We start from the raw sequence: 25612 nt of genomic DNA, 5'->3' as shown, positions 1-25612 counted from the left end.
TGTGAAGGGTTAATCGAGCTTTTTCAGAATCGCGAGCAAATCGTCAGGTACGGTCTCGCTCAACGTCTCGTCATAGGCTTGACGCAGCGCGTCACCCACGTTGCGAATGGGTTTGCCGGCTTCGTCTCCGCCCTTGGACCGCGAAGGTTTGGTCTTCTCATTCTTAGCGGAAACCACCAATTCCCCCTTGAGGACACCAGAACGTTCCGGGGTCCGGTATAAAACCAATTCACCAAGCGCAAGCGCACGGCGATACAATGTGTACCTGCCCGGTTCGGGGGATGAAACTAAACAGCGCGACGTTTGTTCCACATGCGATGCAATATCCGGGGAGGGGCTTCCTTCGGGTGCATAAACATTTGCAATGGGCCGTAACGGGCGCGAAACAAGCGGCCGGCCCCGAATTGGAGAATGACCTGATTATGTCGCTGGGACAGCAACTCGCGCCACACCTTCCTCTTCTCCGGCGTTATGCTCGTGCGCTGACCGGAAGCCAGGTTGACGGCGACAAATATGTCCGCGCCGCGCTCGAAGCGATCGTTGCCGCGCCCGATCAGTTCCCGCGCGATGTCGATCCCCGGCTCGGCCTCTACCGCACTTTCCAGGCGATCTGGCAGTCGACGCATCTTGAGGAAGAGGATCTGGTCGAAGATTCGCCGAGCCAGAGCGAAGCGATCGCGCGCAAACGGCTTGCTCGGCTCACCCCGCTTTCCCGCCAGGCGCTCCTGCTCACCACGGTCGAAGGGTTCAGCATCGAGGATGCCGGCTATCTGATCGAGGAGGATCCTGCCAACGTGTCGAAGTTGGTTGCTGAAGCGGTTGCAGAGATCGAGCGGCAGACGCGCACCCGCGTGATGATCATCGAGGATGAGCCGCTGATCGCCATGGACCTGGAGCAGATCGTCCGCGATCTCGGCCATGACGTGACTGGCGTCGCCGTGACGCGCGACGAAGCGGTCGCACTGGCGATGGAGGATCGTCCGGGCCTGGTGCTGGCCGACATCCAGCTCGCCGATGACAGTTCGGGGATCGACGCGGTCAAGGATATCCTCGCTGAATTCAGCGTGCCGGTGATCTTCATCACCGCTTTCCCCGAGCGCCTGTTGACCGGCGAGCGGCCTGAGCCGACCTTCCTGATTACCAAGCCTTTCCAGCGCGAAACGGTGAAGACGACGATCAGCCAGGCATTGTTCTTCGATCAGGCGACGGTGCCGGCCTGATCGCCGGGGCGCGCGAAAAAAATGGCTCTGGTTCCATCTGATACGGAGCCAAAACGGTTCCCGTGTGTTTAGTCGCCATGGCTGAGAACGAAGAACCGATCCACCGTACGACCGAGCAGGCACGCGCCGGCGCCACGCCCCATATGACCCGATATGTGCTGGGTTTCGGGCTGGTGCTGGTGGTGCTCGCCTTTGCGGTTATCCTTTACGTCTGACGAAGCCGGCTGGCTTGCTGGTAATAGCGTTGCAGGCGCTTATCTCACATATATGGCGGCACGACGCCCAAAGAGCGGGAATCGATGAGCGAGACTGAACAGCCCGACGAGCGCGAAGACGGCACCCAGCCGCCGGTCGAGCACGTCTCGCTATCCGATCCGGAGTTCAAGGTGCAGTTGGGCGCGGTCATTCCGCACCTGCGCGCCTTTGGCCGCTCGCTTTCGGGCAATCGCGATCTGGCGGACGATCTGGTGCAGGAAACGCTGCTTAAGGCGTGGGCCGCGCGCAAGCGCTTCCAGGCGGGCACGAACATGCGCGCATGGACCTTCATCATCCTGCGCAATCTTTACCTCAGCCAGATGCGGCGCGCCCGGTTCAAGGGCGAGTGGGACGATCTCGTCGCCGATCGCATCCTCGCCGCACCGGCAAGCCAGGACCGGCATGTCGAACTGACCGATATGCAGCGCGCGCTCCTCCATCTCCCCCAGCCGCAACGCGAGGCGCTGATCCTCGTCGGGGCGGGGGGCTTCGCTTATGAGGAAGCCGCCGAAATCTGTCAGGTCGCCGTGGGCACCATCAAGAGCCGCGTCGCCCGTGGCCGTGTCGCGCTCGAAGCCTTGCTCTCGGAGGGCCAGCTACCTTCGCGCCGCGAAATGCTTCCCAATCCGGGCGGCAAGAGCGCGCTCGATACTATCATGGGGCAAGTGGACGATCTGAGCCGCGACCGCTGATCGCGGGCGGCCTGCGATTGGCGTCCATCACTTAGCAGCGCCAATATCTTTCCTGGTCCAACGCGCTTGATGCCGAGGGGCGGGGCGCATTCGCGGCTTCGGTCGCGGAAATGCTGGCCCGCCGAAAGTCCTCAGCCGCTCAATGGGTGGAGTGGTCCAGGCGGTTGAGCTGCCGCAGCATCGCCGCCATGTCGTCCGGCAATCCGCTTTCGTCCTGATATGCTCCGCGCAGCGCAAGGCCGATCGCGTCGCTGGCGCGCGGCGCTTCGACCCGGTAAGCGGGTTTTGCCTCGGGGGCCGTATGCGATGTGCGACTCACCCAGGTTAAACGGATGGAGCTGTGATTTGTTGCTTGACATCCCTGAAAACGCGACGAGTGCCCGTTAGAGCGTGTCCGTAATCTTGCATTCATCTTCGGCGTCATTGTCCGATGCAGTCGCCCGGGCGCAGCAACATGCCCCGTTTCTTTCGCTACTTCTTTCGCGTGAGCCTGGGCTGGCGGAGAACCTGTCCGCAGCGCTCAACGATCCGCTTGCCGCTGCGCGCGACGTGGCTGGCGAAATGTCCGAAGGCGCGCGGTTGCGCATCGAGCGGCGTCGTCTGGCGCTGATCGTTGCGCTGGGGGACCTTTCCGGCGAGTTCGATCTCACCCGCGTCACCCATCTCCTCACCGAGTTCGCCGATGATGCGCTGAACCGTGCGATCGTCGCCGCGATCCGCGAGCGCACCCCCGATGCTGAACCCGGTGGCTTCGCCGCTATCGCGCTCGGTAAGCAGGGGAGCCGTGAGCTCAATTACTCGTCCGATATCGATCCGATCCTCCTCTTCGATCCGGCCACGCTGCCATGCCGCCCGCGCGAGGAACCACAGGATGCGGCGGTCCGCATCGGCAAGCGCGTGGTGGAGCTGCTTCAGGCGCGCGACGGCGACGGCTATGTCATGCGCGTCGATCTGCGGCTGCGGCCGTCGCCTGAAGCTACCCCGATCGTGCTGCCCATCGATGCTGCGATCTCTTATTATGAATCGCAGGCCCTGCCCTGGGAGCGCGCGGCCTTCATCCGCGCGCGCGCCTGTGCGGGCGATCTCGCGCTGGGCGGCTATTTCCTCGATGCTGTGCGCCCCTTCGTGTGGCGGCGCGCGCTGGATTATGGCGCGCTCCGCGAGATTCGCGACATCAGCCGCCGTATCCGCGATCACTTCGCCCAGTCCCAGGCGTTCGGGCTCGGCTATGATCTGAAGAAGGGCAGGGGCGGCATCCGCGAGGTGGAGTTCTTCGCGCAGATCCACCAGCTTATCCATGGTGGCCGCGATCCCGCCCTGCGCGTTCCCGCAACGCGCGACGCGCTGGCGGCGCTCGCCTCGGCGGGGCGGATCGATGCGGACGACGCGGCGGCGCTTTCCGAAGCATATACCCTGTTCCGCACCATCGAGCACCGGCTTCAGATGGTGGACGATCTCCAGACGCACCGCATCCCCAGCGATCCGGCGGCGCTGGACAATGTCGCGGCGCTGCACGGGCTGGCCGGCGGCGATGCTCTGCTTGATCTGCTGCGCCCGCATACGGTGCGTGTCGGGCGGGTCTATGATGCGCTCAGCGACGATGCCGAACCGCGCCTGCCGGCCGGCAGCGAGAGCCTTCAGGCGCAACTTGCCGATGCGGGATTCGATCATCCGGCGGGCGCTGCGCGCATCGTGGAGGGGTGGCGCGGCGGCAATTATCCGGCGCTCCGCACATCACAGGCGCGCGAGGCGCTGGAAAGCCTGCTCCCCGGCCTGATCGCCGCCTTTGCCCAGGCGCCGGACAGCACGCATGCGATCACGCGCTTCGATGCGATGCTCTCGCGCCTGCCCAGCGCGATCAATTTCTTCCGGTTGCTCGAAGCGCAGCCCGGGCTTGCCCGCTTGCTCAGCACCATCCTGTGCCACGCGCCCACGCTTGCCGAGCAGCTTGGTCGCCGCGCCGAACTGCTCGATGGCCTGATCGATGCGACCGCGCTCGATCCAATGCCGGAGGTGCCCGCGCTGATCGCCGAAATGTCCGCGCGTGAGGCGGGGGCGGACTATCAGTGGCAGCTCGATCATGTCCGCAAGCTGGTCGGCGAGAAGCGGTTCGCGCTTGGCGCGCAGATCGTTTCCGGGGCGAGCGATCCGCTTGAGGTCTCCGCCGGCTATGCGCGCGTCGCGGAAGCCGCGATCGAGGTGCTGGCGCGTGCCACAGTCGAGGAATTTACCCGCGCGCATGGGCGCGTGCCGGATAGCGAACTGGTCATCCTCGCGCTCGGGCGGATGGGCGGGCAGGCGCTCACCCATGCCTCGGATCTCGACCTGATCTACCTGTTCACCGGCGACTATGCCGCGGAATCGGACGGGCCAAAGCCGCTCGGCGCGGTGATGTATTACAATCGGCTGGCGCAGCGCGTATCGGCGGCGCTCAGCGTGCCCACTGCGGCGGGCCCACTCTATGAGATCGATACGCGGCTGCGTCCCTCGGGTGCGCAGGGCCCCCTGTCGGTCTCGCTCGCCGCCTTTGATCGCTACCAGCGTCAGGACGCCTGGACCTGGGAGCATATGGCGCTCACCCGCCTGCGCCCTCTCTTTGGCTCGCCCGAGGCGCGCGGTGCGGTGATGAAGGTGGTGCATGAGGTGCTCGAAGGCGACCGTCCGAAGCGCGACGTGCCGGCAGAGGCCGCGAAGATGCGCGAGGAGATGGCCGCGCATAAGCCGCCTTTGGGTCCGCTTGACGCCAAGCTGTCCGAAGGCGGCCTGGTCGATCTCGAATTCGCGGTCCACACGCTCCAGCTCGTGCATCACAAGGCGTTCGCGCCGCAGCTTGGCCGCGCCATCGACGAGCTGCATGCGGCGGGCCTGATCTCCGGCGATATGCGCGCCGCGCACGATTTCCTCTCGCGCCTGCTCGTCACCTTGCGTCTGGTCGCGCCTGATGCGCAGGTGCCCGGCGTCCCCACCCAGAAGCTCATCGCCCGTGCCGTCGGCCTGGCTTCGTGGGACGAGGTGGTTGCGGAGCTGGCCCGGACCCGGCAGGAGGTTCGCGCATGCTGGGCCGCGATCCGCGGCGGCTGACGGAGACCGACATGGCAATCGAGGAAGGCGACAAGCTTCCCAATATCGAACTGGACACGCCGGATGGCGGCACGATCTCGCTCGCGGAGCAGGCGGGAAAGCCGTTCATCCTCTATTTCTATCCCAAGGACGACACCTCCGGCTGCACGCGCGAGGCGCAGGATTTCTCGGCGATGCTGCCCGAGTTTGAAGCGCTCGGCGCGTCGGTGCTCGGCGTGTCGAAGGACGGCGCGATCAAGCACCAGAAGTTCATCGCCAAGTACGACCTCACCGTTCCCCTCGCCACCGATACCGAAGGCAAGGCGATGGAGGCGTTCGACGTCTGGGTGGAAAAGCAGCTCTACGGCAAGCGCTATATGGGGATCGATCGCTCGACTTTCCTGTTCGCCCCCGATGGCACGCTGTGGCGCGTCTGGCGGCGCGTGCGCGTGCCCGGGCATGCCATCGACGTGCTCGAATCGGTGAAGGAACTGCTCGGCCGGTGAGCAGCGTCGCGCAGGCGGTTTGCGCCGTTCTTGAGACTGCCGAACCCCGCGCCAAGGTGATGCTGGCCCGCCGTGTCGCGCGCGACTGGCGGCTGGGGCGGCTGGCGCATGCGTTCGACGTGGCGATGCCCGATCGGCCTGCTCGCCCGGTCGAGCCGCGCTTGCTCGCACCGCGCGACATGCCGAAGCGGGGGAAGGGAAGCGCGCATGGCCGCATCGCGCTGATCCATGCCCTTGCGCACATCGAATTCTCCGCGATCGATCTCGCCTTCGATATGGCGGGGCGGTTCGGCGCGCGGTTTCCGCGCGATTTCGTCGATGACTGGCTGGGGGTAGGGGCGGACGAGGCGATGCACTTCGCGCTGCTCGATCGCCGTCTGCGCCAGCTTGGCAGCCATTATGGTGCGATGCCCGCGCATGATGGCTTGTGGGACGCTGCGGCCCAGACGGCGCATGATCCGATGGCCCGGCTGGCGGTCGTCCCCATGGTATTGGAAGCGCGTGGACTCGACGTGACTCCCGCCACGGTGGAGCGTTTCCTGGCGGCGGGCGACAGCGCTACCGCGGCCATTTTGTCGCGCATTTTCAACGATGAGATTCGCCATGTCAGGGCGGGTACGAAATGGTTCGAATCAGCCTGTCAGGCGGCGAATCTCGCGCCGGAAGCGGCATGGCGTGATCTGGTGACGCGCCATTTTCGCGGGCTCATTAAGCCTCCGTTCAACGACTCGGCGCGCGACTCAGCCGGTTTGTCCCGCGATTATTACCAACCCCTTGCCCGGGATTAACGAAATCCGTCACAAACCTGTCCGTCCAGAAGCGGAGGGGCTGCTGCTGCGACAATTTGGGTTTGGAAGCACCGCCGGAACGCAAGAATCGGCGTGGGGCTTTTTTCGGGTTGCCGGGGATACATGGCTAATTTGTCGAATACCAAAACGGTCAAGCTGAGCCAGCGGTTCCGCAGCTTCTTCACCACCCGTGACTTTATTTTCCATGACGGTCGCGATCTCCGCCGCTTCAGCGTGCAGGGCCGCACCCAGGCGCTGCTCGCCGGCGTCGCCGCCGTCACCGTGCTCTTCTCGGCTTATGGCGTGTCGCAGGCGACCGTCGGCGCGATCGCGATCAGCGGCGTGACCGGTATGCCCTCTTCGCCCGAGGCCCAGGTCGAGCAGATGCGCGCGCAATTCGTGAAGATGCAGGCCGACGTCGCAGCCGCCAAGGAAGCGGCGAGGCTCCAGGCTGCGCGCGTCGAGCGCAATCAGGCGCTGATCGCCGCCACCATGTCGGGCGGTCAGGTCGATCGCGCCGTGATCGAACAGCCGCTTCCCGCGAACGCCCCCAAGACCAGCGCCGTCGTTGAGGAAGTGCTCGCGCCGCTCAAGCAGGTTGAGGCCCGTCAGGTCGCGCTCGCCGGCAAGGCGCGCGCTGCAGGCGAGGCCCGTTATGCCGAAACCGCGCGTCATTTCCGCCAGCTCGGCCTGACGCCGGAGCGTTATTCGGGCGTCGCGATGGGCGGCCCCTATGTGCCGGTCGATGAGAATGACGGTGCTGGCGGCGCCAATGCGGATGCGGCCATGGCCGATGCGCAGTTCCGCGCGCTGTTCCAGACGTGGAAGAAGCTCGACATGCTCGAGCAGACGGTGATCTCGATCCCGTCGATGCAGCCGGTCGAACGGCTCGTCTTCACCTCCAGCTACGGCGTCCGCTCGGATCCGTTCCGGGGCACCGCGGCGATGCATGCGGGCGTGGACATTCCCGGTGCGATCGGCACGCCGATCTACGCCACCGCCGATGGTGTCATCAGCCATGCCGGTCGTCAGGGCGGCTATGGCAATCTCGTTCAGATCAATCACGGCCGCGGCATCGAAACGCGCTACGGCCACCTCTCGAAGATCCTCGTTGCCGGCAATACCCGCGTGAAGCGCGGCCAGATGATCGGCCTGATGGGCTCCACGGGCCGCTCCACCGGCAGCCATCTTCATTATGAAGTCCGCGTCGATGGCAAGGCGGTCAACCCGATCCCCTTCCTCCAAACCGGCGAATATCTCGTCCAGATCCAGGATCGCGCGCAGGGCGTCGGCGGTCCCGCAGATTGATCCCAAGGGGGTAGGAGAGGGAGGGGTCGCCCGTGAAGGCGGCCCCCTTTCTTTTGTGGTGCCCCCCACCGCCAAAGCGCAGGCAGCAGAGATTGCCCCCGCACGCCTGCGGCACTATCTCCCTTGCATGGCAACCGTAACCGAGCCCGATATCGCATTGACCGCCTCTGCCGCCGCGCGTGTCGCGGCGATTGCGGCCAAACAGGCCAAGCCCGCGATCCTGCGGCTTTCGGTCGAAGGCGGCGGATGCTCGGGCTTCCAATACAAGTTCGGCATGGCCGATGCGCCTGCTGACGACGATCTCGTCGTCGAAAAGGATGGCGTTCGCCTCGTCGTCGATTCGATCAGCCTCGATCTGGTGCGCGGCAGCCAGGTCGATTTCGTCGATAATCTCGGCGGCGCGCATTTCGCGGTAACCAATCCACAGGCGGCTTCGGGCTGTGGCTGCGGCACCAGCTTCTCGATCTGACGGCCATGAAGATCGTCAGCTATAATGTGAACGGCATCAAGGCGCGCATGGAGCGTCTGCTCGAATATCTCGCCGAACAGCAGCCCGATATCGTCTGTCTTCAAGAGCTCAAAAGCTCGGACGAGACGCTTCCCGTCGGCGAGATCGAAAAGGCCGGCTATGGCGCTGTCTGGCACGGGCAGAAGGGGTTCAACGGCGTCGCGATCCTCGCCCGTGGGCAACAGCCGGTCGAGCGCCAGCGCGGCCTTTCGGGCGATCCCGAAGATGCGCATAGCCGCTATATCGAGGCTGAGATCGGCGATCTGATCGTCGCCTCCATCTATCTTCCGAACGGCAATCCGCAGCCCGGCCCGAAATTCGATTACAAGCTCAAATGGATGGAGCGGCTGGCCGATCGCGCACAGGCGCTGCTGTCCGAGGAGCGGCCGGTGGTGCTCGCGGGCGATTACAATGTCATCCCGAACGATGACGACACTTTCTCCGTCTCCGCAATGGCCAGCGACGCGCTGATGCAGCCAGAAAGCCGCCAGCGTTACCGCGCCTTGCTCGCTCAGGGCTGGACCGATGCGCTGCGCACGCGCTTCCCGCAGGGAGGCGTCTGGACTTTCTGGGACTATCAGGCCGGCTGCTGGCAGCGCGATGCGGGCTTCCGCATCGATCATCTCCTGCTTAGCCCGATCGCCGCTGATCGCTTCGCTGGGGCAGGGGTCGACAAGGAATATCGCGGCCGCGAGCGCGCCAGCGATCACGCACCCACCTGGGTCAGCCTGCGCTAGCCACCCAACCCGTCCGGATTGAATAGGCGTCATCGCCGCGAAATCGGGGAACCAGAGCCCAGGGTGCCTCCGCGCAACCCTGGGGTCCGCTTTTGCCGTCCGTTTCCGGACACCAGCTTGTCCGGCAGCGAACGGTTTCGCCAAATATTGGTGTGTATTACTGCTCTATGGCACTCTCAACGATTACGCAAGTTAGCTAAGGTGTTGAATTAGCGTAACAAGCTGATTTGGCACGGGTGATGCAATCGTTTCGGTACGGGCAGAGACGCCCGTTTTGAAATTGAGAGGAGTGTCCCCCCATGAATATGCGTAGCCTCACCGTCGCCCTGGCCGCCTTCAGCTTCGCCGCTGTCGCGATGCCCGCCAGCGCGCATTCGTCCGATCCCGAGACCAACGCCCCGGCCGCCAAGGCAGCCAAGCCGCCGCTCAGCGGCCGCGCCAAGAGCGTCAAGCTCTGCCGTCCCGAGAGCGATGCTCCCGGCGCCAAGGTGGTGTGCAAGGCTCGCGGCAAGTGGATCCGCGAAGGCCGCGATCCGCTCGGCGAATATTGATCTGATCTGGATGCGCGGCGGTCCCCCAGCCGCCGCGCTTCCGCTCAAAGCGGCTTGGCGTAGATCAGATATTCGCGATTGACCGTGCTTTCGATCGCATCGGCAATCGCGTTCATCCCCTGATTGTCGTCGAGCACCCAGCCGATCTCGCCCCGGAGGGTGCCGTAATTCGTCACGGCGGCGCGGCGGGAATATTCGATCATCATGAAAGCGAGCTGGCTCGCCATGCGCGATGCCTGGAGCCGCTTGACCACGCCCATCAGCGGCACGCGCATCGTGTGCGCCCGCGGCTTGCGCAGCCATAGCAGCAGCTTGGCCCAGCCAAAGGGCAGCAGCGAACCCTTTAGCGGTTTCAGCGCCTCGTTCATGTCGGGCAGCGTCACCATGAACGCCACCGGTTCGCCATCCAGCTCTGCGATGTGGATCAAATCCTCGAACACCAGCGGCTTCAGCTTCTTGCCGACATCGTCGATCTCGGGCTGCGTCAGCGGTATGAAACCCCAATTGTCCGACCATGCGTCGTTGAGGATCGCCAGGATGATCTGCGCTTCCTCGGCGAACTTCGCCTTGTTGACCTTGCGGATATGGATGCGCGCATTCTTCTCGCCTGCAGCGACGATGCGCCCGATCAGCGGCGGGAAGCCCTTTTCGATATCCAGTTCATAGGTCTGCAGTTTCTTGACCGCGCCATAGCCCATGGCCTCGATCCAGCCGCGATATTGCGGGTTGTGATGGCCCATCAGCACGGTTGGTGAATGGTCATAGCCCTTCACCAGTAGCCCCGGCTCTTCCCAGATCGACAGGCTTATCGGGCCCACGGCCCGGGTCATGCCTTTCTTGCGCAGCCAGTCTTCCGCAGCGTTGATCAGCGCCTTTGCGGCATTCTGGTCCTCCGCGTCGAACATGCCCCAAAATCCCGTACCCGGTCCGAAACCCTGCTCGGGCGGCATTTCCAGCGCGAGGAAATCGATATGCGCGGAGATCCGGCCGACCACCTTGCCGCCGCGTTCCGCTATGAAAAACTGCGCTTCGGCATGGCTGAACCAGCCATTCTTCTTCGGGCTTATCTTTGCATATTCCTCGCTGCGAAGCGGCGGCACCCAATTGGGGTCGCCGCTGTTCAGCCGGTACGCGATCTCGACAAAGGCCTTGGTGTCCGCCTTGGTGATTACCGGGCGGATGGACAAAGAAGACATGGGAAGAAGCCCCTTTCTGCGCCGGTGAAGTCCTGCGTCGCGGGCGTGCTGTCAAGGCCGGAACCTTCCGGACCTGTTAATGCCAACATCTAGCCACTATCTGATTGCAATGGGCCAGACCATGAACACTGCCGTTGCTTTCGATGCGCGCGAAGCGGATGCGACGCCGCGCAAGACCCGTGAGCGGATCGCCGATGACAAGGCGATGCTCCGCGCCGCCGCCGAAATGGCGCGCGACCTCGCTGCGCACAAGCCGCTGATCTACTGGAGCGATCTGCTCGCCTCCGTGGTGATCGGCTATGCCGCGCTGGTCGTGGCGGTCACCACCGCCAGCCTTGGCATCGGTCTTGCCGCCGGGCTGGTCTCGGCGCTGGCGCTCTATCGTGCGGTGAGTTTCATTCACGAGATTTCGCATATGAAGCCGGGCGCGGTGCCGGGCTTCCGGCTGGGCTGGAACCTGCTCGTGGGTATCCCGCTCGCCGTGCCCTCGTTCATGTATGAAGACGTCCACGTCCATCATCATGCCCGCATGAAATATGGCACGGTCGAGGATCCCGAATATCTGCCGCTTGCGCTGATGAAGCCCTGGTCGCTGCCCGTGTTCGTGCTGCTCGCCGCGCTCGCGCCGATCGGCCTGCTGATCCGCTATGGCGTGCTGACGCCGCTTTCGCTGGTGATCCCGCCGCTGCGCAAGGCCGTGATCGAGCGCTATTCGGGGCTGGTCATCAACCCCGCCTATCGCCGCCGCATGCCCACGGGCCGCTTCCGTGCCGAATGGCTGGCGATGGAGGCGGGCGCCAGCATCTGGTCGATCGCCGTCATCGCGATGGTCGTCACCGGGATCATCCCGCTCAAGATGTTCCTGATCGTGCTCGCGATCGTCTCGCTTCTCACGGTGATGAACCAGATCCGCACGCTCGTCGCGCATCTGTGGGAAAATGAAGGGGAGACGATGACCGTCACCGCCCAGTATCTCGACAGCGTCAACGTGCCGCCGCCCGCGCTGCTTCCGGCGCTCTGGGCGCCGGTGGGTCTGCGCTACCATGCGCTCCACCATCTGCTGCCGAGCGTGCCGTACCATAATCTCGGCCAGGCCCATCGCCGGATCACTGCGTCGCTGGAGCCGGACTCGCCCTATCACAAGGCGAGCTATCCGGGCCTTCCCGGCCTTGTCGGCCAGCTCGCCCGCTCGACGATGGTGAAGCGCTAAGCCAAGCTTGCTCTCCGGCGGAAGCCGGGGAGCGTCCTATTCCTCGGTCTTGAGCAACACCGCTTCGCCGATCATCAGGAACAGCAGGAACGGTGCCCAGGCGGCGAGGAAGGGCGGGTAGGCGCCCAGATTGCCCATCGCCAGCGCGAAATTGTCCGCGACGAAGTAGAGAAAGCCCAAAGCCATCCCGATCACCGCGCGGAAGAACAGCTTGCCGCTCCGCGCCAGCCCGAATGCGGCAACCGCGCCCAGCAGCGGCATCAGCACCGATGACAGCGGACCGGAGAATTTGTGCCAGAGCGAGCCTTCCAGCGCGCGCGTCTGGCGGCCCGCGACCTTCAGATCCTCGATCGCCTCGCGCAGGCTGACGAACGACATGCCGTCCGCGTTGATGTTCGATAGGGTGAACTGATCGGGCCGCACGCCGTCGGCGATGCGCACCGAACCCACCGGCGTCACCACGCCCGTCGCCACGTCGAAGCGTTCCGCGCCTTCCACCCGCCAGCCGGTGCCGTCGCGCTTGCCCGTCTTGGCCGTCAGGATCGAGCGGAGCGACTGTCCCTCGCGCTCATATTCGGTGATGCCGGATAGCAGGGCCGCGTCGCCGCGTCCCTTGATCTGCTCGACCACGATCAGGTGGTTGCCGTCCTTCACCCACACGTGCGATCGGTCGCCCCGGTCGATCGGGAGCGGGCCATATTCCACCTTCTTCCACTGCGCGAGCGTGGCGGAGGAGCGCGCCACGACGCGCTCGTTGAACCCGAACGAGATCGCCGCCACCACCAGCCCGGTCAGCATCAGCGGTGCCAGCACCTGATGCGCCGAGAGTCCGGACGCCTTCATCGCGATGACTTCGCTGTTCTGGTTGAGCTGGCTGAGCGTGATGATCGTGCCCAGCAGCACCGAAAAGGGCAGGAAGCGCGCGATGATCTCGGGCGAGCGCAGGCTCACATAGCGCCACACTTCCGCATCGCCATTGCCGGCATAGGCCAGGATCCGCCCGCTTTCGCTGAGCAGGTCGAGCGCCTGCAGCACCAGCACCAGCGCCGCGAGGATCGCGAACGTCCGCACCAGGAACATCCGCGCCATGTAGAGCGACATGGTGCGCGACGGGAAGAAGTCGAGAAAGTTGGTCATGCGGCTTCCGCCTTCCGGCGTCCGGGCAGATAGCGGGTGAACATCTTGACCAATTTGTCGAACCACTTCTCGAGCGCGGCGAGCGGCTGCGCGCCCGGCACATAGGCGGTCTGGTAATAGAGCCAGAAGGTCAGCCCCGCGAACACCGCCCATGGCGTCCAGAGCGCGATGAGCGGGTCGATCCGCCCCAATGCCCCGATCGCCTGCGCATATTCGTTGATCTTGTGATATGTCACGATCAGCACGATCGACAGGAACACGCCCAGCGCCGAAGTCGATCGCTTGGCCGGCACGCCCAGCGCGACCGCCAGCATCGGCAGCAGGAACATGGATGCGACTTCGGCGACGCGGAAATGCCACGCCGCCCGGCTCGTATCGCGCAATTCCTCCTTCGCCGTCCGGTCCCTGCCGATGCGCGACAGCTCGGGCAGCGTCTGCTCCAGGCTGCGGTCGCCGCGCTTTCGGAACTGTTCGTATTTGGGGAGCGGGATCGGCAGATTATGCGTGGTGAAGGTCAGCACGCGCGGCACCGCCGATGCCTTGTCCTTGTGCACCAAAGTCCCGTTGGTCAGCCGGAAGATGATCGTGTCGGGATCGTCGGAGCGCATGAACTGCCCGCCCTCGGCGGTCACCGCCACCGGGCCGTCCTTGGTCGCCATCTGGACGAAGATGCCGGATAGTTCGCGGCCCTCATTCTTGCTCGATTCGATGCGCAGCGTCATCCGCTGGCCGAAGCTGGCGAACTCGCCGACCTTGATAGAGGCACCCAGCGCGCCGCTGCGCAATTCGAAGCGGAGCTGCTCGTAATTGTAGCGCGCCCAGGGCTGGACGAAGCCGACGATGGAGAAATTGAGCAAAGCCAGCGCGATGGCGTACATGTACGGCACCTTGAGCAGCCGCGTATAGCTGATCCCCACCGCGCGCAGCACGTCGAGCTCGGACGACGTGCCCAGCCGCCGGAATGCGAGCAGACAGCCGAGCATCAGCCCGATCGGAATGCCCAGGCCCAGATATTCGGGAAGCAGGTTTGCCAGCATCCGCCAGACGACGCTAACCGGCCCGCCTTCGTTCGCGACGAAGTCGAACAGCCGCAGCATGCGGTCCAGCACCAGCAGCATTGCAGAGATCAGGAGCGTCGAGATCAACGGAACCGCGATCAGCCGCGCCATATAGCGATCGATCGAATTCATGCGCGTGCTTGGGCTGCCTTCCTTAAACAGGCGCTGGTTCGCCCGTTTGCGTGAACCACAAGCCTATACGACGGGTTCCGCCTCGCGCCAGCAAGAAAGTTGCGCAGGGGTGGCGCCGTTCTCGCAACGGGACTAAGTGCGCAGCCATGCATTTCCTCGATCAGGCCAAGATTTTCGTTCGCTCCGGCGCGGGCGGCCCCGGCGCGGTGAGCTTCCGCCGTGAGAAATATATCGAATATGGCGGCCCCGATGGCGGCAATGGCGGCAAGGGCGGCGATATCGTCTTCGAAGCGGTGGCGGGGCTGAACACGCTGATCGACTTCCGCTACACCCAGCATTTCCGGGCGCCGCGCGGTCAGGGCGGCGCGGGCAGCAACCGCACCGGCGCAGGCGGTGACGATCTGGTGATCAAGGTGCCGGTCGGCACACAGATCCTCGCCGATGATGACGAGCGCACCTTGCTCGCCGATATGGTGAAGGAGGGCCAGCGCATCGTCTTCCTGCGCGGCGGCGATGGCGGGCGCGGCAATGCCAGCTACAAGACCAGCACCAATCGCGCCCCGCGCCAGCACGGCACCGGCTGGCCGAGCGAGGAAATGTGGGTCTGGCTGCGGCTGAAGCTGCTGGCCGATGCCGGCCTTGTCGGCCTGCCCAATGCGGGCAAGTCCACCTTCATCAATCAGGTGACCAACGCCCAGGCAAAGGTCGGCGCCTATGCCTTCACCACCACGCGCCCCCAATTGGGCGTCGTCCGCCACAAGCAGCGCGAGTTCGTCATCGCCGACATTCCCGGCCTGATCGAAGGCGCTGCCGACGGGGCAGGGATCGGCGACCGCTTCCTCGGCCATATCGAGCGCTGCCGCGTGCTGCTCCATCTCGTCGACGCCAATGACGAGGACGTCGCCGAAAGCTACCGCATCGTCCGCGACGAGCTGGAGGCTTATGGCGCGGGCCTGACCGACAAGCAGGTCATCGTCGCGCTCAACAAGATCGACACGCTCGACGACGAACTCATCGCCGCGCTCTCCGCCGAACTCGAGGAAGCCAGCGGTGCCGAAGTCATCCCGCTCTCCGGCGCGTCCGGCACCGGCGTCGATTGGGTCCTCGACAAGCTCCTCGAAGCGATCGGCCCCGACCATGGCCAGGTCGCCGAAGACGATGACGGCGAAGACGCAATCGAATGGTCGCCGATCTAACCTTCTAGGCTCTACCTTCTAAAGCCCTCTCCCGCTTGCGGGAGAGGGTTGGGTGAGGGGCCAAAAAATCCTCTCCCTCCGGGAGAGGATTGGAACTTGCCAATCTCCGCGCTTTTCCACAACTGGCGCTTATGCCCCTCTTTCCCCCCGCCACCTGCCCGCGCCTGATCGTCAAGATCGGCTCCGCTTTGCTCGTCGATCCCGATGGCAGCGTGTGGCGCGAATGGCTGGAGGGGATCGCCGCCGGCATCGCCGAACGCGTCCGCGCGGGGCAGCAGGTTGCGGTCGTCTCCTCCGGCGCGATCGCGCTTGGTGCGCGGCGTCTCAGCCTCGGCAAGGGCGGTCGCGCCAGCCTGGAGGATGCGCAGGCTGCCGCCGCTGTCGGGCAGATCGCGCTTAGCCAGGTCTGGGCCGAAGTTCTCGGCGCAAACGGCCTCACCGCGGCGCAGATGCTCGTCACGCTCGACGATCTTGAGGACCGCCGCCGCTATCTCAACGCCGCCGCCACGCTCGATAGGCTGCTCACGCTCGGTGTCGTCCCGATCCTCAACGAAAACGATTCGGTCGCGACCGAGGAGATCCGCTTCGGCGACAATGATCGCCTCGCCGCGCGCGTGGGTCAGGCGGCTGGGGCAGGGGGCGTGGTGCTCCTCTCCGATGTCGACGGCCTCTACGATCGCAATCCCGCGCTGCCCGGCGCGCAGCACATCGCGCGCGTCGAGCGGATCGATTCCGCGATCGAGGGGATGGCCGACAGGGGCTCGGCTTCGGGCATGGGGTCGGGCGGCATGGTCTCGAAGATCGCCGCCGCGCGCATCGCCAATGCGGCTGGCGCGCATCTCGCCATCGCCTCGGGCAGGGTCGATCGCCCGCTCTCCGCCGATGCTCGCCACACCTTGTTCGTCGCGGAAAAGTCGGCCCCTGCGCGCAAGGCATGGCTGGCGGGCGGCCTTACCGCCAAGGGCCAGATCCATGTCGATGCCGGCGCGGCGCGTGCGCTGGCAAAGGGAAACAGCCTGCTCGCCGCCGGTGCCACTCGCGTGGAAGGCAAATTCGCGCGCGGTGACTTGATCGTCGTGCTCGGCCCCGATGGTACGCAGATCGCCCGGGGCCTGTCCGAATATCCCAGCGAAGACGCCATCCGGATCACCGGCAAGCGCAGCGAGGAGCATGCCGAAATCCTCGGCTACGCCCCGCGCGCCGCCTTGATCCATCGCAGCCATATGGCGCTGCTGTGAGGGTAGGGGGAGCATGATTCTCGCCATCACCGGCGCCACCGGCTTTGTCGGCAAGCGCACCCTGGATCTGGCGCTCGCCGCCGGGCATCAGGTTCGCGCGCTCACCCGCCGTGCCCAGCCCCCGCGCGAGGGCGTGGTCTGGGTCGATGGCAGCCTTGAAAGCGTGGACAGCCTCGCTCGTCTCGCCAGCGGGGCGGATGCGGTGCTGCACATCGCCGGCGTGGTCAACGCGCCCAATCATATCGGCTTCATCCGCGGCAATGTGGAGGGCACCCAGCGGATGCTCGATGCCGCTGAATCCATGGGCGTGCGCCGCTTCGTCATGGTCTCCTCGCTATCGGCGCGCGAGCCGCAACTCTCCAATTATGGCCGCTCGAAGGAGCGTGCGGAGGCGCTGGTCCGCGCCTCCGCGCTCGACTGGACGATCGTCCGCCCGCCCGCAGTCTATGGCCCGGGCGACATGGAGATGCTCGATCTGTTTAGGCTGGCGAAGCGCGGCCTCGCCTTGCTCCCGCCGGGCGGCCAGATGTCGGCGATCCACGCCGATGACCTCGCCCGGCTGCTGATTGCGCTCGCGCAGACCGACCCTGGCCGTCTGATCCTCGAACCCGATGACGGTGTCGAGGGCGGCTGGAGCCACGAGGCATTCTCGCGCGCCGTGGGCGATGCTGTGGGCAAGCGTATCCGCGCCTTCGCATTGCCGCGCACATTGCTCAACCTGGGCGCAATGCTCGACGGCCTCTTCCGCCGCTCCGGCGCGAAGCTCACCAGGGATCGCGTCGCTTATTTCTGTCACCCGGACTGGGTCGTCGATCCATCGAAACGCCCGGCACCCGACCTCTGGACCCCGCAGATCGAGACGCGGACCGGATTGGCGGCAACGGCCGAATGGTATCGGGCGCAGGGGCTGCTCTAGGTCGTGGATTGGCAAATGCTGCCGGTCGGATATCGCCTCCGTTGCGGGCGTCCGTACCCTCCTGTTCCCCTCTCTTCGTCACCCCGGACTTGTTCGGTGCTTATCCCCTTGGAGCAGGCGCGCCCTTTTCGTCATCCCCGCGAAAGCTGGGACCCAGGGTCGCGCGCTGTGTCCTGTGTGGCTCTGGGTCCCCGCTTTCGCGGGGATGACGTGGATTGCTTAGCGCAAAGGGAGAATCGCCGAATTGTTCCGGGCTCCACGGAGCTGCGGTTTTGACGCTAGAACCTCTTGTCCATCGCGTGCCGCCCTGTGGATCCCGGAACAAGTCCGGGATGACAGGTGTGGATGTGGGCAATGTCAGCTAACCACCCATTTGACGTCGTTCAGCGGTGACGGCACCCCGCTAGCAGCGGTCGGGCCGCTGACGACCCAATAGCGGACCCTGGATCACTGTCACCCCGGACTTGTTCCGGGGTCCACGGAGCCGCGGGTGCTTATGCTGGAGCCTCTTGTCCACCGAGTGCCGCCAGGTGGATCCCGGAACAAGTCCGGGATGACGGGTGGGGACGTGCGGAATGACGGCTTTCCACCCAACCTCGGCCATTCCGGGAGGCGCCCAAAGCGGTCGTTGGAACATTCACGGCCTAAGTGCTTGCAATGTAGGATTTCACCTGCTTGGCTCAGCCGGTCGGCATTGTCGGCCGCTCTTTGAAATCGTCAGCCGCTTGGCCCTTTGTCAGTGCGAACATTGGGAACATTCGCGCCGCGCAGGTAGCGTTCTTGGTGTCACCTTTGTGTAACCTTTCGCGCGTTCATCGCCCCGCCGCCACCGCGTTTCCGCCGCATTCGCTTGGCAGTGCATCGTCGAGCCACTAAGGACGCGCCATGACCGACCGCACCGAAATCTTCGCCACCGTCGCCCCGCTGATCGAGCGCTTCAACAAGAAGGGTGTCGCCATCACCGACGCGACCACGTTCGCCGGCGATCTCGAATGGGACAGCCTGACCGTGATGGATTTCGTCGCCGAGATCGAGGACGAGTTCGACATCATCATCACGATGAACATGCAGGCCGAGATCGAAAATGTCGGCCAGCTCGTCGATGCCGTCGCCAAGCTGAAGGGCTGATCCGGTGACCCAGGATTTGATGTCGAAGTTCGACGGCCTGATCGCGGAGCGCCAGGCGCTGATCGACACCGGCGTCACCGATCCGTTCGCGATCGTGATGGAAAAGGTGAAGTCGCCCACCGAGGCGGTGATCGCGGGCAAGGACACGATCCTGCTCGGCACCTATAATTACATGGGCATGACGTTCGATCCGGACGTGATCCAGGCCGGCAAGGACGCGCTCGATCAGTTCGGCAGCGGCACCAATGGCAGCCGCATGCTCAACGGCACGTTCCGCGATCATATGGAGGTCGAGCAGGCGCTGCGCGACTTTTACGGGACTACCGGAGCGATCGTCTTTTCCACCGGCTACATGGCCAATCTGGGCATGATATCGACGCTCGCGGGGAAGGGCGAATATGTCATCCTAGACGCCGACAGCCACGCATCGATCTATGACGGCTGCAAGCAGGGCTATGCCGAGATCGTCCGCTTCCGCCACAACGACATCAACGATCTCGACAAGCGCCTCGGCCGCCTGCCCAAGGAAGCGGGCAAGCTGGTGGTTCTCGAAGGCGTCTATTCGATGCTGGGCGACATCGCGCCGCTGAAGGAGATGGTCGCAATCGCCAAGAAGCATGGCGCGATGGTGCTGAGCGACGAAGCGCATTCGATGGGCTTTTTCGGTCCGAATGGCCGCGGCGTCTATGAGGCGCAGGGCTGCGAGGGCGATGTCGATTTCATCGTCGGCACCTTCTCCAAGTCGGTCGGCACCGTCGGCGGCTTCTGCGTCTCGAACCATCCCAAGTTCGAGGCGATCCGCCTGGCCTGCCGCCCCTATATCTTCACCGCATCGCTGCCCCCCAGCGTGGTCGCCACCGCCGCCGCATCGATCCGCAAGCTCCAGTTCGCGCACAACAAACGTCAGCATCTGTGGGAGAATGCCCGGACGCTGCATGGCGGGCTCAAGGCGATGGGCTTCGAGCTCGGGACCGAGAATCCCGATAGCGCGATCATCGCGGTGATCCTGAAGGATCAGGAACAGGCGGTGATGATGTGGCAGGCGCTGCTGGATAGCGGCCTGTATGTGAACATGGCCCGCCCGCCGGCCACGCCCGCTGGGACTTTCCTGCTGCGCTGCTCGCTCTGTGCCGAGCATACGCCCGAGCAGATCCAGAAGGTGCTGGGGATGTTCAAGGCGGCGGGGCAGGCGGTTGGCGTAATCGCCTGATTTGGCTAGAGTCCCCCTCGAAATGAGCGAGGGCCTCACCGCATTGGAGCGCGCAGTTCGCGATACGAACTGGCGCTTCCGCTTGCTTGGCGTGCTGGCGGTGCTGGGCATCGCCGTGCTGGGCGCGCTGATCTTCGTCCAGCAGCGTACCGACGACGCCCGCGACCGCGCCATCGCGCTCCAGCAGCACACGTTCGAAGTCATCATGCGCGCCAACCAGCTTTCGGGCGCGATTGCCTCGGCTGAGGCCGCGCTGGGCCGTTATGTGGTCAGCGCGGACGCGGCGCTCGGGCGGCAATATGCCGATCAATGGGGGAAAGCCGGCGAGCAACTGAACCGGCTGCGTCAGCTAACCTCCGACAATACCGCCCAGCAGGAGCAGCTCGCCAGCCTCCGCGAAGCGTTCGATCAGCGCGGCAAGGAGCTTAGCGAGACCGCTTTATATTCCACCTACAACCGCCATCGCGACGCGTGGGGCAGCTACTACAACGTCCGGACAAGCGACGCTCGGACGCGCGTCGAGAAGATCCTTGCCGCGCTGGTCGATAGCGAGCGTGTCCTGCTCCAGCAGCGTACCCGCGCCGCAGTCCAGCTGATCGATAATTCGAGCCTCGCGTCGCGCATCCTTATCGGCTTTGGTGTGCTGATCGTGCTGGGCGCGGTGCTGCTCGGGTGGATGGCGATCGAGGCCGAGGGCGAACGCGCAATCGCGGATGCTGAAGCCATCAGCGAGCGCGAGCGCGCCGCCGAGCTGCAGCACGCCGTGGCCGAAGCGACCGCGCAATTGCGCGCCGAAGTCCATGAACGCATCGTCGCCGAGGAGCAGCTTCGCCAAGCGCACAAGATGGAGGCGGTGGGCCAGCTCACCGGAGGGATCGCGCACGATTTCAACAATATGCTGGCGGTGGTTCTGGGCGGTTTGGAACTTGCCAAGCGCCAGATGCACATCGGTGGCCCCGATGCGCAGCGACATATCGAAAATGCGATGGAAGGCGCCAACCGCGCCGCAGCGCTCACCCGGCGCCTGCTTGCCTTCTCCCGCTCGGAGCCGCTGCTTCCCGAAGCAGTGGAGCCGGGGAAGCTGATCGAGGGGATGAGCGACCTGCTCGATCGCACGCTGGGCGACACGATCGCGGTCGAGACGAGGCCCGGTGAGGGCGACTGGCGGATCTGGGTCGATCGCCACCAGCTCGAAAACGCGCTGCTCAACCTTGCGGTCAATGCCCGTGACGCGATGAATGGCCGGGGCATGCTGACGATCTGGTCGGGCATGCGCACGCTGGCGCAGGGCGAGGTCGGCGAGAGCGCGGCCGGCGACTATGTGACCATCGCCGTGGCCGATACCGGCTGCGGCATGAGCAGCGAAGTGCTTGAGCGGGTGTTCGAGCCCTTTTTCACGACCAAACCCGTCGGACAGGGCACAGGTCTGGGGCTCAGCCAGATCTTTGGCTTTGTCCGGCAATCGGGCGGCGAAATTGGGATCGACACCGAAGTGGGCCAGGGGACCACGGTGACGCTCTATCTGCCGCGCTATCTGGGCGAGGCGGTCGCCGAGACCGCGGAAGAGGCGAGCGAGGCTACGGCTACGGCTACGGCCGCGCGGCGGCTCTCGATTCTCGTGGTGGAAGACGATCCCCGCGTGCTCGCCGCAACCTTGGGCGCACTCGAGGAGCTGGGCCACGCGGTCACTGGCTGTGAGGGGCCGCTGGAGGCGATGCAGTTGATCGGCACGCTGGAACCGCTCGACGCGATCGTTTCCGACGTGCTGATGCCGGGACAGACCGGGCCCGAGATGATCGCGGCGATGGGCGACCGGATTGAGGGAGTCGCGGTGCTGTTCGTCACCGGCTTTGCAGGCGAAGTCGATGCCGAGGTGTTTCGCGGCCGGCCGGTGCTGCGCAAGCCGTTCACCATGGCGGCGCTGGCTCGCGCGCTGGACGAGGCGGTGGACCAGGAAGCACGGCGAGCCCCCCGCGAGGCTGCAGAGTAACGCGTCCTAGCCCTCTAGATCGAGATGCCCGCGGATGATCGCATCGGTTGCCAGCTCGCGGGCCTTGCCGCGAGGAAGGCCCAGCGCCGCAGCCATGGGTGCTCCGAGCAGAGCGTCGCCCAACGCCATCAGGACCAGTTGCAGCGTTTCCTCCTGCAGCGACGCGCCCTGATGCGGATGATCGCGATCGATCATGTCGACGAGCTTCTGGACCGATTCGAGGATCGGTTCGAGCACATCGTGGTTGCCGGTGAGGATCATCCAGCTTGCCAGGGCGCCCGCACCCTCCTTGTCGAAGGCATCAAAGGTCAGATCGACGACTTCGCGCGGATTATGATCGGCTTCCCGTGCGCGCAGGATCGCCTCGCCGATCTTGGCGGTAACTCCTTCGGCGATGTTGGCCGCCAGTGCCTTTTGCAATCCGGATGCGGAGCCGAAATGATGGAGCAGATTGGCGTGCGTGCGCCCGATCCGCGCCGCCACGGCCTTTAGCGTTACGGCTTGCGGGCCCGATTCAAGGAGCAATGTGCGCGCTGCTTCCAGCGAGGCGTCACGCGATTCCTCCGGACTAAGACGTTTGCGTGGACTTATTGACATTAGTGTAAGTAAACTTTATGCCCCTGTGGTATCCGGCTTAGTGGAGGAATTCCCGTGGTCAATCCAAAGACTCCTGCAGACCTCACTATCACGCCCCGCGACCGGCGCTTTGGGCGGGACGGCGCGCAGCAGCGCTGGTGGATGGCGGGCGATCCGGTGGCGACCGCGTTTCACAATGCGCTGTCGATCACCTTTCCCAAGGGCGAGGCGTTTTTCATCGAGAGCGTGAAGGCGTTCCGCGACGGCGCGTCGCCGCGGCTGGCTGCGGAGATCAAGGCATTCACGCTGCAAGAGGTGATGCACAGCCGCGAGCATGTGGCGTTCAACAAGCGGGTGGTGGAGGCAGGCTACGACCTCGCGCCGCTGGAAAAGGCGGTGGACGAAGTGCTGGCGGTGATCCGCGAGCGCCCGGCGGTCGTGAACCTGGCCGCGACCATGGCGCTGGAGCATTACACGGCAATTCTCGCCTCTATGATATTGAAAAGCCCGGATTATTTCGCGGGCGTCGATGCCGAGCAGGCCGATATGTGGCGCTGGCACGCGATCGAGGAACTGGAGCATAAGGGCGTCGCCTACGACACCTGGCTGCATGCGACGAGGGACTGGAGCAAGTGGCGCCGCTGGCGGCTCAAGTCGTTGATGATGGTGCTGGTGACGCTCAATTTCTGGAAGAAACGGGTCGATGGCGCGGTCGAGCTGCTGCGGCAGGATGGGCTGGAGAAAGGCGCCCGCCGGAAGGTCTGGTGGTATCTGATCGGCAAGCCGGGGCTGCTGCGGCGGATCGCGCCATCGCTGGCCGCATATTTTCTGCCGGGATTCCACCCCTGGAACCATGACGACCGCCACCTGATCGGCCGCGCGGAGAGCGCCTACAAGATGGCCGCAGCCTGAAAGTGAATGGATTTTCGGGAATTTTGCGTGGCGCGATTGGGGATTCCGGCTTCGCCAGGGAAATGTCGAGAACCTAGACGCCCAGGTTTGCGCCGGGGGACACGCGTCTGCCTTCGATATTCCATTCGCACGGAGCGCATGTCCGCGAGGTGGAATCGCGCGTTTATCGGTTTACGGGTTCAAAGAGCGCGGGGGTTGCCCGGGCTGCGAAGCCAAGCAGGCGATCCCCTACATTGCAAGGCCGAGCTAATCCCCGTCGCGAAGCGCGAGGATCATCGCGCCGATCACGCAACCGCTGAACAATGCGCCTTCGAGCGCGCCGGTGACGATCTGGCTGACCAGGCCGAAACCGCCCTCGCCGAACCAGCCGCCGACATGATCGAGGCGCAGGCGCGACCCCGGGAAGCTGCGCGCGAGCGAATCCAGGCTTCCGGCCATCAGGCGTCCCCCGATGAACGGGATCAGAGCCCCGGCGGCCGCGCCCGCAGCGGCGGCGATGGCGACGCGGCGGCGGAGCGATGCGGACCGGCGATGCGCGAGCCAGCCGCCCAGACCGACCGCCCCGCCGAGCACCGCGCCTTCGAGCCCCCCGGCAAAGTCGCCGGGCGAATGGCCGAGCAGCAGATTGAACGCATCGAGCCCGAGTAGTTTGACGACCGCGCCGACGACCATGCCGCCCGCGGCACCCCCTAGGACGCTCCACTGCCATCGCCTGCCCGAGAAGAACCCCGCAGCCGCGATCCCGAACGCGACGCCGGCACCGCCCATCAACGCGACGAGCACGGTGAGGCAGATCAGGACGAGCAACACCGAAACCGTGCCGATCCCGGCCTGCGAGGTTGCCGCGAAGCCATAGATCAGCCCGCCGATCGCGCCCGCCGCGCCCGCGCCCACGGTGCCCGCCGCGCCGAGCAGTAGGAATCGGCTCCATGCCGTGGGCGGCGCGGCCGGCGTGGAAGCGGCAGGGGCAGGGGATTCGCCTTCGCCGGCGGTCACCGCCGCGATGAAGCGATAGCCATGCTTGGGGATGGTTTCGATAAAGCGCGGATTGGCCGCGTCGTCGCCAAGCTGGCGGCGCAGCGTCTTGATGCACTGGGTAAGCGCCTCGTCGGTGACGGGAATGCCGCGCCAGACTTCGTCGTGGAACCGTTCCTTGGAGATCAGCCGGCCGGATTCGCGGACAAGCAGCGTCAGCGCGTCGAGATAGCGGGCGCTGAGCTCGACCGGCACCCCGTCGCGCCTGAGCTGGCGGTCTTGCGGATCGAGCATGAAGCGATCGAAGCGCAATATGCCGGAGGGCGCGCTCATCGCGTCACTTGACGCGCAGCGCCATGGCAAGCTTGCGCGCGTCGGGAAGCAAGGCCGCCGCGCCAGCTACATTTGTGCCCTTTGCATAGCGGAACACCATCACCATTCGGTCGCCGACTGCGGTGATGCATCCCGCCACGTTCAGCGCGAAGGAGCCCTCGGCGGTGCTGGCGGCGACGATGCCGCCCATATAGGCGCAATCCTTGTCTCGCCCGAGCGGACGGATATCGGTGGTCACTTCGGTGGCGGTTCCGCTGGCCTTGCTGATCCCCTTGCTCGCTTCTTCGCCTGCTTGGCGGGAAAGCTTCTCCTCGGAGAAATTCGGATCGTCGAATTCCGCGGTGAGCTGGGTCAACACTTCCTCGCGCGCCAATTCGGTGTCGAGAAGGTTGGATGGAGTTTTGATCAGGAAATAGTCGTCGATGCGGCCGCCGCCGCGCATCTGGGCGCAGGAATAGAAAGTCGCGTGCGTGACGTTGCCGGTGTCGGCCGCCGCTCCGATCCTGGCCTTTTCGATGGCGTCGCCGGTGGGTGTGCAGAAACCAGCGGGAAGCGAACCCTCGATCGCCACGGCGCCGATTTTGAAGGCGGTCACCTGCTGGGCGGCCGCTTCGTCGACGAAAGCCAGGCTGGATGCCAAGGCTGCGGCGTAAACCAATTTCATGCACGTCCCCCGTCACTTGCGCCATCTCGAGTGTGGCGATGCGTGGTTTTCAGCATCCGCGGCGTTCTTGCAAGGCGTGTTGGGGAGGGGGCGGTGCATTGGTGAAGCGCACCTCG

26 protein-coding genes are annotated in these 25612 nt (G+C 64.9%); 18 read left to right on the top strand and 8 right to left on the bottom strand.

Annotated features, from left to right (window positions below; genetic code table 11):
• Positions 1-9: 9 nt before the first annotated feature.
• Positions 10-258, bottom strand: a complete 249-nt coding sequence (locus SSO01S_RS17860) for a NepR family anti-sigma factor (RefSeq protein WP_157073658.1) — start codon at positions 256-258, stop codon at positions 10-12.
• 164 nt (positions 259-422) lie between these two features.
• Between SSO01S_RS17860 and SSO01S_RS05540 the strand changes: the two genes are divergently transcribed.
• The 3 genes from SSO01S_RS05540 (at position 423) to SSO01S_RS05535 (ending at position 2167) form a co-directional block, all read left to right on the top strand.
• Positions 423-1220 carry a response regulator gene (locus tag SSO01S_RS05540; protein WP_066796446.1) on the top strand — a complete coding sequence of 266 codons (798 nt, stop codon included), beginning with the start codon at positions 423-425 and terminating at the stop codon, positions 1218-1220.
• Positions 1221-1297: 77 nt separating this feature from the next.
• A complete protein-coding gene (locus SSO01S_RS17715) occupies positions 1298-1435 on the top strand; it encodes a hypothetical protein (RefSeq protein ID WP_169798320.1) in 138 nt (45 codons plus the stop codon).
• Positions 1436-1519: 84 nt separating this feature from the next.
• On the top strand, positions 1520-2167 hold the full coding sequence (locus tag SSO01S_RS05535) for a sigma-70 family RNA polymerase sigma factor (protein WP_066796445.1): 648 nt from the start codon (positions 1520-1522) through the stop codon (positions 2165-2167).
• A 139-nt stretch (positions 2168-2306) separates the two neighbouring features.
• Here the strand turns inward: SSO01S_RS05535 and SSO01S_RS05530 are convergent, their stop codons facing one another.
• A complete protein-coding gene (locus SSO01S_RS05530) occupies positions 2307-2486 on the bottom strand; it encodes a hypothetical protein (RefSeq protein WP_066796443.1) in 180 nt (59 codons plus the stop codon).
• A 104-nt stretch (positions 2487-2590) separates the two neighbouring features.
• Between SSO01S_RS05530 and SSO01S_RS05525 the strand changes: the two genes are divergently transcribed.
• The 7 genes from SSO01S_RS05525 to SSO01S_RS05495 all read left to right on the top strand — a co-directional run bounded on the left by SSO01S_RS05525 (position 2591) and on the right by SSO01S_RS05495 (position 9625).
• Positions 2591-5248, top strand: a complete 2658-nt coding sequence (locus SSO01S_RS05525) for a bifunctional [glutamine synthetase] adenylyltransferase/[glutamine synthetase]-adenylyl-L-tyrosine phosphorylase (RefSeq protein ID WP_245646611.1) — start codon at positions 2591-2593, stop codon at positions 5246-5248.
• The gene (locus SSO01S_RS05520) at positions 5221-5733 is read left to right on the top strand and encodes a peroxiredoxin (RefSeq protein WP_245646609.1); all 513 of its coding nucleotides are present in this window, start codon (positions 5221-5223) and stop codon (positions 5731-5733) included. Before SSO01S_RS05525 ends, SSO01S_RS05520 begins: the two co-directional genes overlap by 28 nt.
• Positions 5730-6521 carry a ferritin-like domain-containing protein gene (locus SSO01S_RS05515; RefSeq protein WP_083942864.1) on the top strand — a complete coding sequence of 264 codons (792 nt, stop codon included), beginning with the start codon at positions 5730-5732 and terminating at the stop codon, positions 6519-6521. The genes SSO01S_RS05520 and SSO01S_RS05515 overlap by 4 nt, the downstream gene beginning before the upstream one ends.
• A 123-nt stretch (positions 6522-6644) precedes the next feature.
• The gene (locus SSO01S_RS05510) at positions 6645-7829 is read left to right on the top strand and encodes a M23 family metallopeptidase (RefSeq protein ID WP_066796440.1); all 1185 of its coding nucleotides are present in this window, start codon (positions 6645-6647) and stop codon (positions 7827-7829) included.
• Between the two features lie 127 nt (positions 7830-7956).
• Positions 7957-8298: an iron-sulfur cluster insertion protein ErpA gene (gene erpA / locus SSO01S_RS05505; RefSeq protein ID WP_066796437.1), complete on the top strand. Its 342-nt coding sequence runs from the start codon at positions 7957-7959 to the stop codon at positions 8296-8298.
• A gap of 5 nt (positions 8299-8303) precedes the next feature.
• Complete coding sequence (gene xth / locus SSO01S_RS05500) at positions 8304-9074, top strand: exodeoxyribonuclease III (RefSeq protein ID WP_066796434.1); 771 nt, start codon at positions 8304-8306, stop codon at positions 9072-9074.
• Between the two features lie 299 nt (positions 9075-9373).
• The gene (locus SSO01S_RS05495) at positions 9374-9625 is read left to right on the top strand and encodes a hypothetical protein (RefSeq protein WP_066796431.1); all 252 of its coding nucleotides are present in this window, start codon (positions 9374-9376) and stop codon (positions 9623-9625) included.
• A 44-nt stretch (positions 9626-9669) separates the two neighbouring features.
• Here the strand turns inward: SSO01S_RS05495 and SSO01S_RS05490 are convergent, their stop codons facing one another.
• Positions 9670-10821, bottom strand: a complete 1152-nt coding sequence (locus SSO01S_RS05490; protein WP_066796428.1) for a GNAT family N-acetyltransferase — start codon at positions 10819-10821, stop codon at positions 9670-9672.
• 121 nt (positions 10822-10942) lie between these two features.
• Here SSO01S_RS05490 and SSO01S_RS05485 point away from each other — a divergent pair, with 121 nt between their 5' ends.
• A complete protein-coding gene (locus SSO01S_RS05485; protein ID WP_066796520.1) occupies positions 10943-12031 on the top strand; it encodes a fatty acid desaturase family protein in 1089 nt (362 codons plus the stop codon).
• 36 nt (positions 12032-12067) lie between these two features.
• Here SSO01S_RS05485 and lptG read toward each other — a convergent pair whose 3' ends face one another.
• Both lptG and lptF read right to left on the bottom strand, forming a co-directional pair.
• Entirely contained in the window at positions 12068-13168 is a 1101-nt protein-coding gene (gene lptG, locus SSO01S_RS05480) for an LPS export ABC transporter permease LptG (protein ID WP_066796425.1), read from the bottom strand.
• A complete protein-coding gene (gene lptF / locus SSO01S_RS05475; protein ID WP_174520758.1) occupies positions 13165-14358 on the bottom strand; it encodes an LPS export ABC transporter permease LptF in 1194 nt (397 codons plus the stop codon). Before lptF ends, lptG begins: the two co-directional genes overlap by 4 nt.
• 146 nt (positions 14359-14504) lie before the next feature.
• Between lptF and obgE the strand changes: the two genes are divergently transcribed.
• The 6 genes from obgE (at position 14505) to SSO01S_RS05445 (ending at position 22036) form a co-directional block, all read left to right on the top strand.
• A complete protein-coding gene (obgE, locus tag SSO01S_RS05470; RefSeq protein ID WP_066796422.1) occupies positions 14505-15554 on the top strand; it encodes a GTPase ObgE in 1050 nt (349 codons plus the stop codon).
• Positions 15555-15685: 131 nt separating this feature from the next.
• Positions 15686-16792: a glutamate 5-kinase gene (proB, locus tag SSO01S_RS05465; RefSeq protein WP_066796419.1), complete on the top strand. Its 1107-nt coding sequence runs from the start codon at positions 15686-15688 to the stop codon at positions 16790-16792.
• Positions 16793-16805: 13 nt separating this feature from the next.
• Entirely contained in the window at positions 16806-17708 is a 903-nt protein-coding gene (locus tag SSO01S_RS05460; protein ID WP_066796408.1) for an NAD-dependent epimerase/dehydratase family protein, read from the top strand.
• 885 nt (positions 17709-18593) lie between these two features.
• Entirely contained in the window at positions 18594-18836 is a 243-nt protein-coding gene (locus tag SSO01S_RS05455) for an acyl carrier protein (RefSeq protein ID WP_066796405.1), read from the top strand.
• A gap of 19 nt (positions 18837-18855) precedes the next feature.
• Positions 18856-20046, top strand: a complete 1191-nt coding sequence (spt, locus tag SSO01S_RS05450) for a serine palmitoyltransferase (protein WP_066796403.1) — start codon at positions 18856-18858, stop codon at positions 20044-20046.
• Between the two features lie 22 nt (positions 20047-20068).
• Positions 20069-22036 (top strand): ATP-binding protein, encoded by a 1968-nt coding sequence (locus SSO01S_RS05445; protein WP_066796401.1) that lies wholly within the window; start codon positions 20069-20071, stop codon positions 22034-22036.
• Positions 22037-22042: 6 nt separating this feature from the next.
• Here SSO01S_RS05445 and SSO01S_RS05440 read toward each other — a convergent pair whose 3' ends face one another.
• Positions 22043-22633, bottom strand: a complete 591-nt coding sequence (locus SSO01S_RS05440; protein ID WP_066796399.1) for a TetR/AcrR family transcriptional regulator — start codon at positions 22631-22633, stop codon at positions 22043-22045.
• A 54-nt stretch (positions 22634-22687) separates the two neighbouring features.
• On the opposite strand from SSO01S_RS05440, the gene SSO01S_RS05435 reads away from it, so the two are divergent.
• Positions 22688-23524, top strand: a complete 837-nt coding sequence (locus tag SSO01S_RS05435; protein WP_066796397.1) for a metal-dependent hydrolase — start codon at positions 22688-22690, stop codon at positions 23522-23524.
• Between the two features lie 246 nt (positions 23525-23770).
• Here SSO01S_RS05435 and SSO01S_RS05430 read toward each other — a convergent pair whose 3' ends face one another.
• Positions 23771-24832 (bottom strand): winged helix-turn-helix domain-containing protein, encoded by a 1062-nt coding sequence (locus tag SSO01S_RS05430; RefSeq protein WP_157073657.1) that lies wholly within the window; start codon positions 24830-24832, stop codon positions 23771-23773.
• A 4-nt stretch (positions 24833-24836) separates the two neighbouring features.
• Positions 24837-25496 (bottom strand): hypothetical protein, encoded by a 660-nt coding sequence (locus tag SSO01S_RS05425; RefSeq protein ID WP_066796394.1) that lies wholly within the window; start codon positions 25494-25496, stop codon positions 24837-24839.
• Between the last annotated feature and the right edge of the window lie 116 nt (positions 25497-25612).

The sequence above is a fragment of the Sphingomonas soli NBRC 100801 genome (genome assembly GCF_001591025.1).
Taxonomy (GTDB): domain Bacteria; phylum Pseudomonadota; class Alphaproteobacteria; order Sphingomonadales; family Sphingomonadaceae; genus Sphingomonas; species Sphingomonas soli.
The sequence above is the reverse complement of the archived record's forward strand: the minus strand, read 5'-3'. Positions and strand labels throughout refer to the sequence as shown.

Excerpts from the sequence above, each read along its gene's own strand:
- SSO01S_RS05540 (WP_066796446.1), top strand. The coding sequence starts at position 423 with ATGTCGCTGGGACAGCAACTCGCGCCACACCTTCCTCTTCTCCGGCGT.
- SSO01S_RS17715 (WP_169798320.1), top strand. The coding sequence starts at position 1,298 with ATGGCTGAGAACGAAGAACCGATCCACCGTACGACCGAGCAGGCACGC.
- SSO01S_RS05535 (WP_066796445.1), top strand. The coding sequence starts at position 1,520 with ATGAGCGAGACTGAACAGCCCGACGAGCGCGAAGACGGCACCCAGCCG.
- SSO01S_RS05520 (WP_245646609.1), top strand. The coding sequence starts at position 5,221 with ATGCTGGGCCGCGATCCGCGGCGGCTGACGGAGACCGACATGGCAATC.
- SSO01S_RS05510 (WP_066796440.1), top strand. The coding sequence starts at position 6,645 with ATGGCTAATTTGTCGAATACCAAAACGGTCAAGCTGAGCCAGCGGTTC.
- erpA (WP_066796437.1), top strand. The coding sequence starts at position 7,957 with ATGGCAACCGTAACCGAGCCCGATATCGCATTGACCGCCTCTGCCGCC.
- xth (WP_066796434.1), top strand. The coding sequence starts at position 8,304 with ATGAAGATCGTCAGCTATAATGTGAACGGCATCAAGGCGCGCATGGAG.
- SSO01S_RS05495 (WP_066796431.1), top strand. The coding sequence starts at position 9,374 with ATGAATATGCGTAGCCTCACCGTCGCCCTGGCCGCCTTCAGCTTCGCC.
- SSO01S_RS05490 (WP_066796428.1), bottom strand. The coding sequence starts at position 10,821 with ATGTCTTCTTTGTCCATCCGCCCGGTAATCACCAAGGCGGACACCAAG.
- SSO01S_RS05485 (WP_066796520.1), top strand. The coding sequence starts at position 10,943 with ATGAACACTGCCGTTGCTTTCGATGCGCGCGAAGCGGATGCGACGCCG.
- lptG (WP_066796425.1), bottom strand. The coding sequence starts at position 13,168 with ATGACCAACTTTCTCGACTTCTTCCCGTCGCGCACCATGTCGCTCTAC.
- lptF (WP_174520758.1), bottom strand. The coding sequence starts at position 14,358 with ATGAATTCGATCGATCGCTATATGGCGCGGCTGATCGCGGTTCCGTTG.
- obgE (WP_066796422.1), top strand. The coding sequence starts at position 14,505 with ATGCATTTCCTCGATCAGGCCAAGATTTTCGTTCGCTCCGGCGCGGGC.
- proB (WP_066796419.1), top strand. The coding sequence starts at position 15,686 with ATGCCCCTCTTTCCCCCCGCCACCTGCCCGCGCCTGATCGTCAAGATC.
- SSO01S_RS05460 (WP_066796408.1), top strand. The coding sequence starts at position 16,806 with ATGATTCTCGCCATCACCGGCGCCACCGGCTTTGTCGGCAAGCGCACC.
- SSO01S_RS05455 (WP_066796405.1), top strand. The coding sequence starts at position 18,594 with ATGACCGACCGCACCGAAATCTTCGCCACCGTCGCCCCGCTGATCGAG.
- spt (WP_066796403.1), top strand. The coding sequence starts at position 18,856 with ATGTCGAAGTTCGACGGCCTGATCGCGGAGCGCCAGGCGCTGATCGAC.
- SSO01S_RS05445 (WP_066796401.1), top strand. The coding sequence starts at position 20,069 with ATGAGCGAGGGCCTCACCGCATTGGAGCGCGCAGTTCGCGATACGAAC.
- SSO01S_RS05440 (WP_066796399.1), bottom strand. The coding sequence starts at position 22,633 with ATGTCAATAAGTCCACGCAAACGTCTTAGTCCGGAGGAATCGCGTGAC.
- SSO01S_RS05430 (WP_157073657.1), bottom strand. The coding sequence starts at position 24,832 with ATGAGCGCGCCCTCCGGCATATTGCGCTTCGATCGCTTCATGCTCGAT.
- SSO01S_RS05425 (WP_066796394.1), bottom strand. The coding sequence starts at position 25,496 with ATGAAATTGGTTTACGCCGCAGCCTTGGCATCCAGCCTGGCTTTCGTC.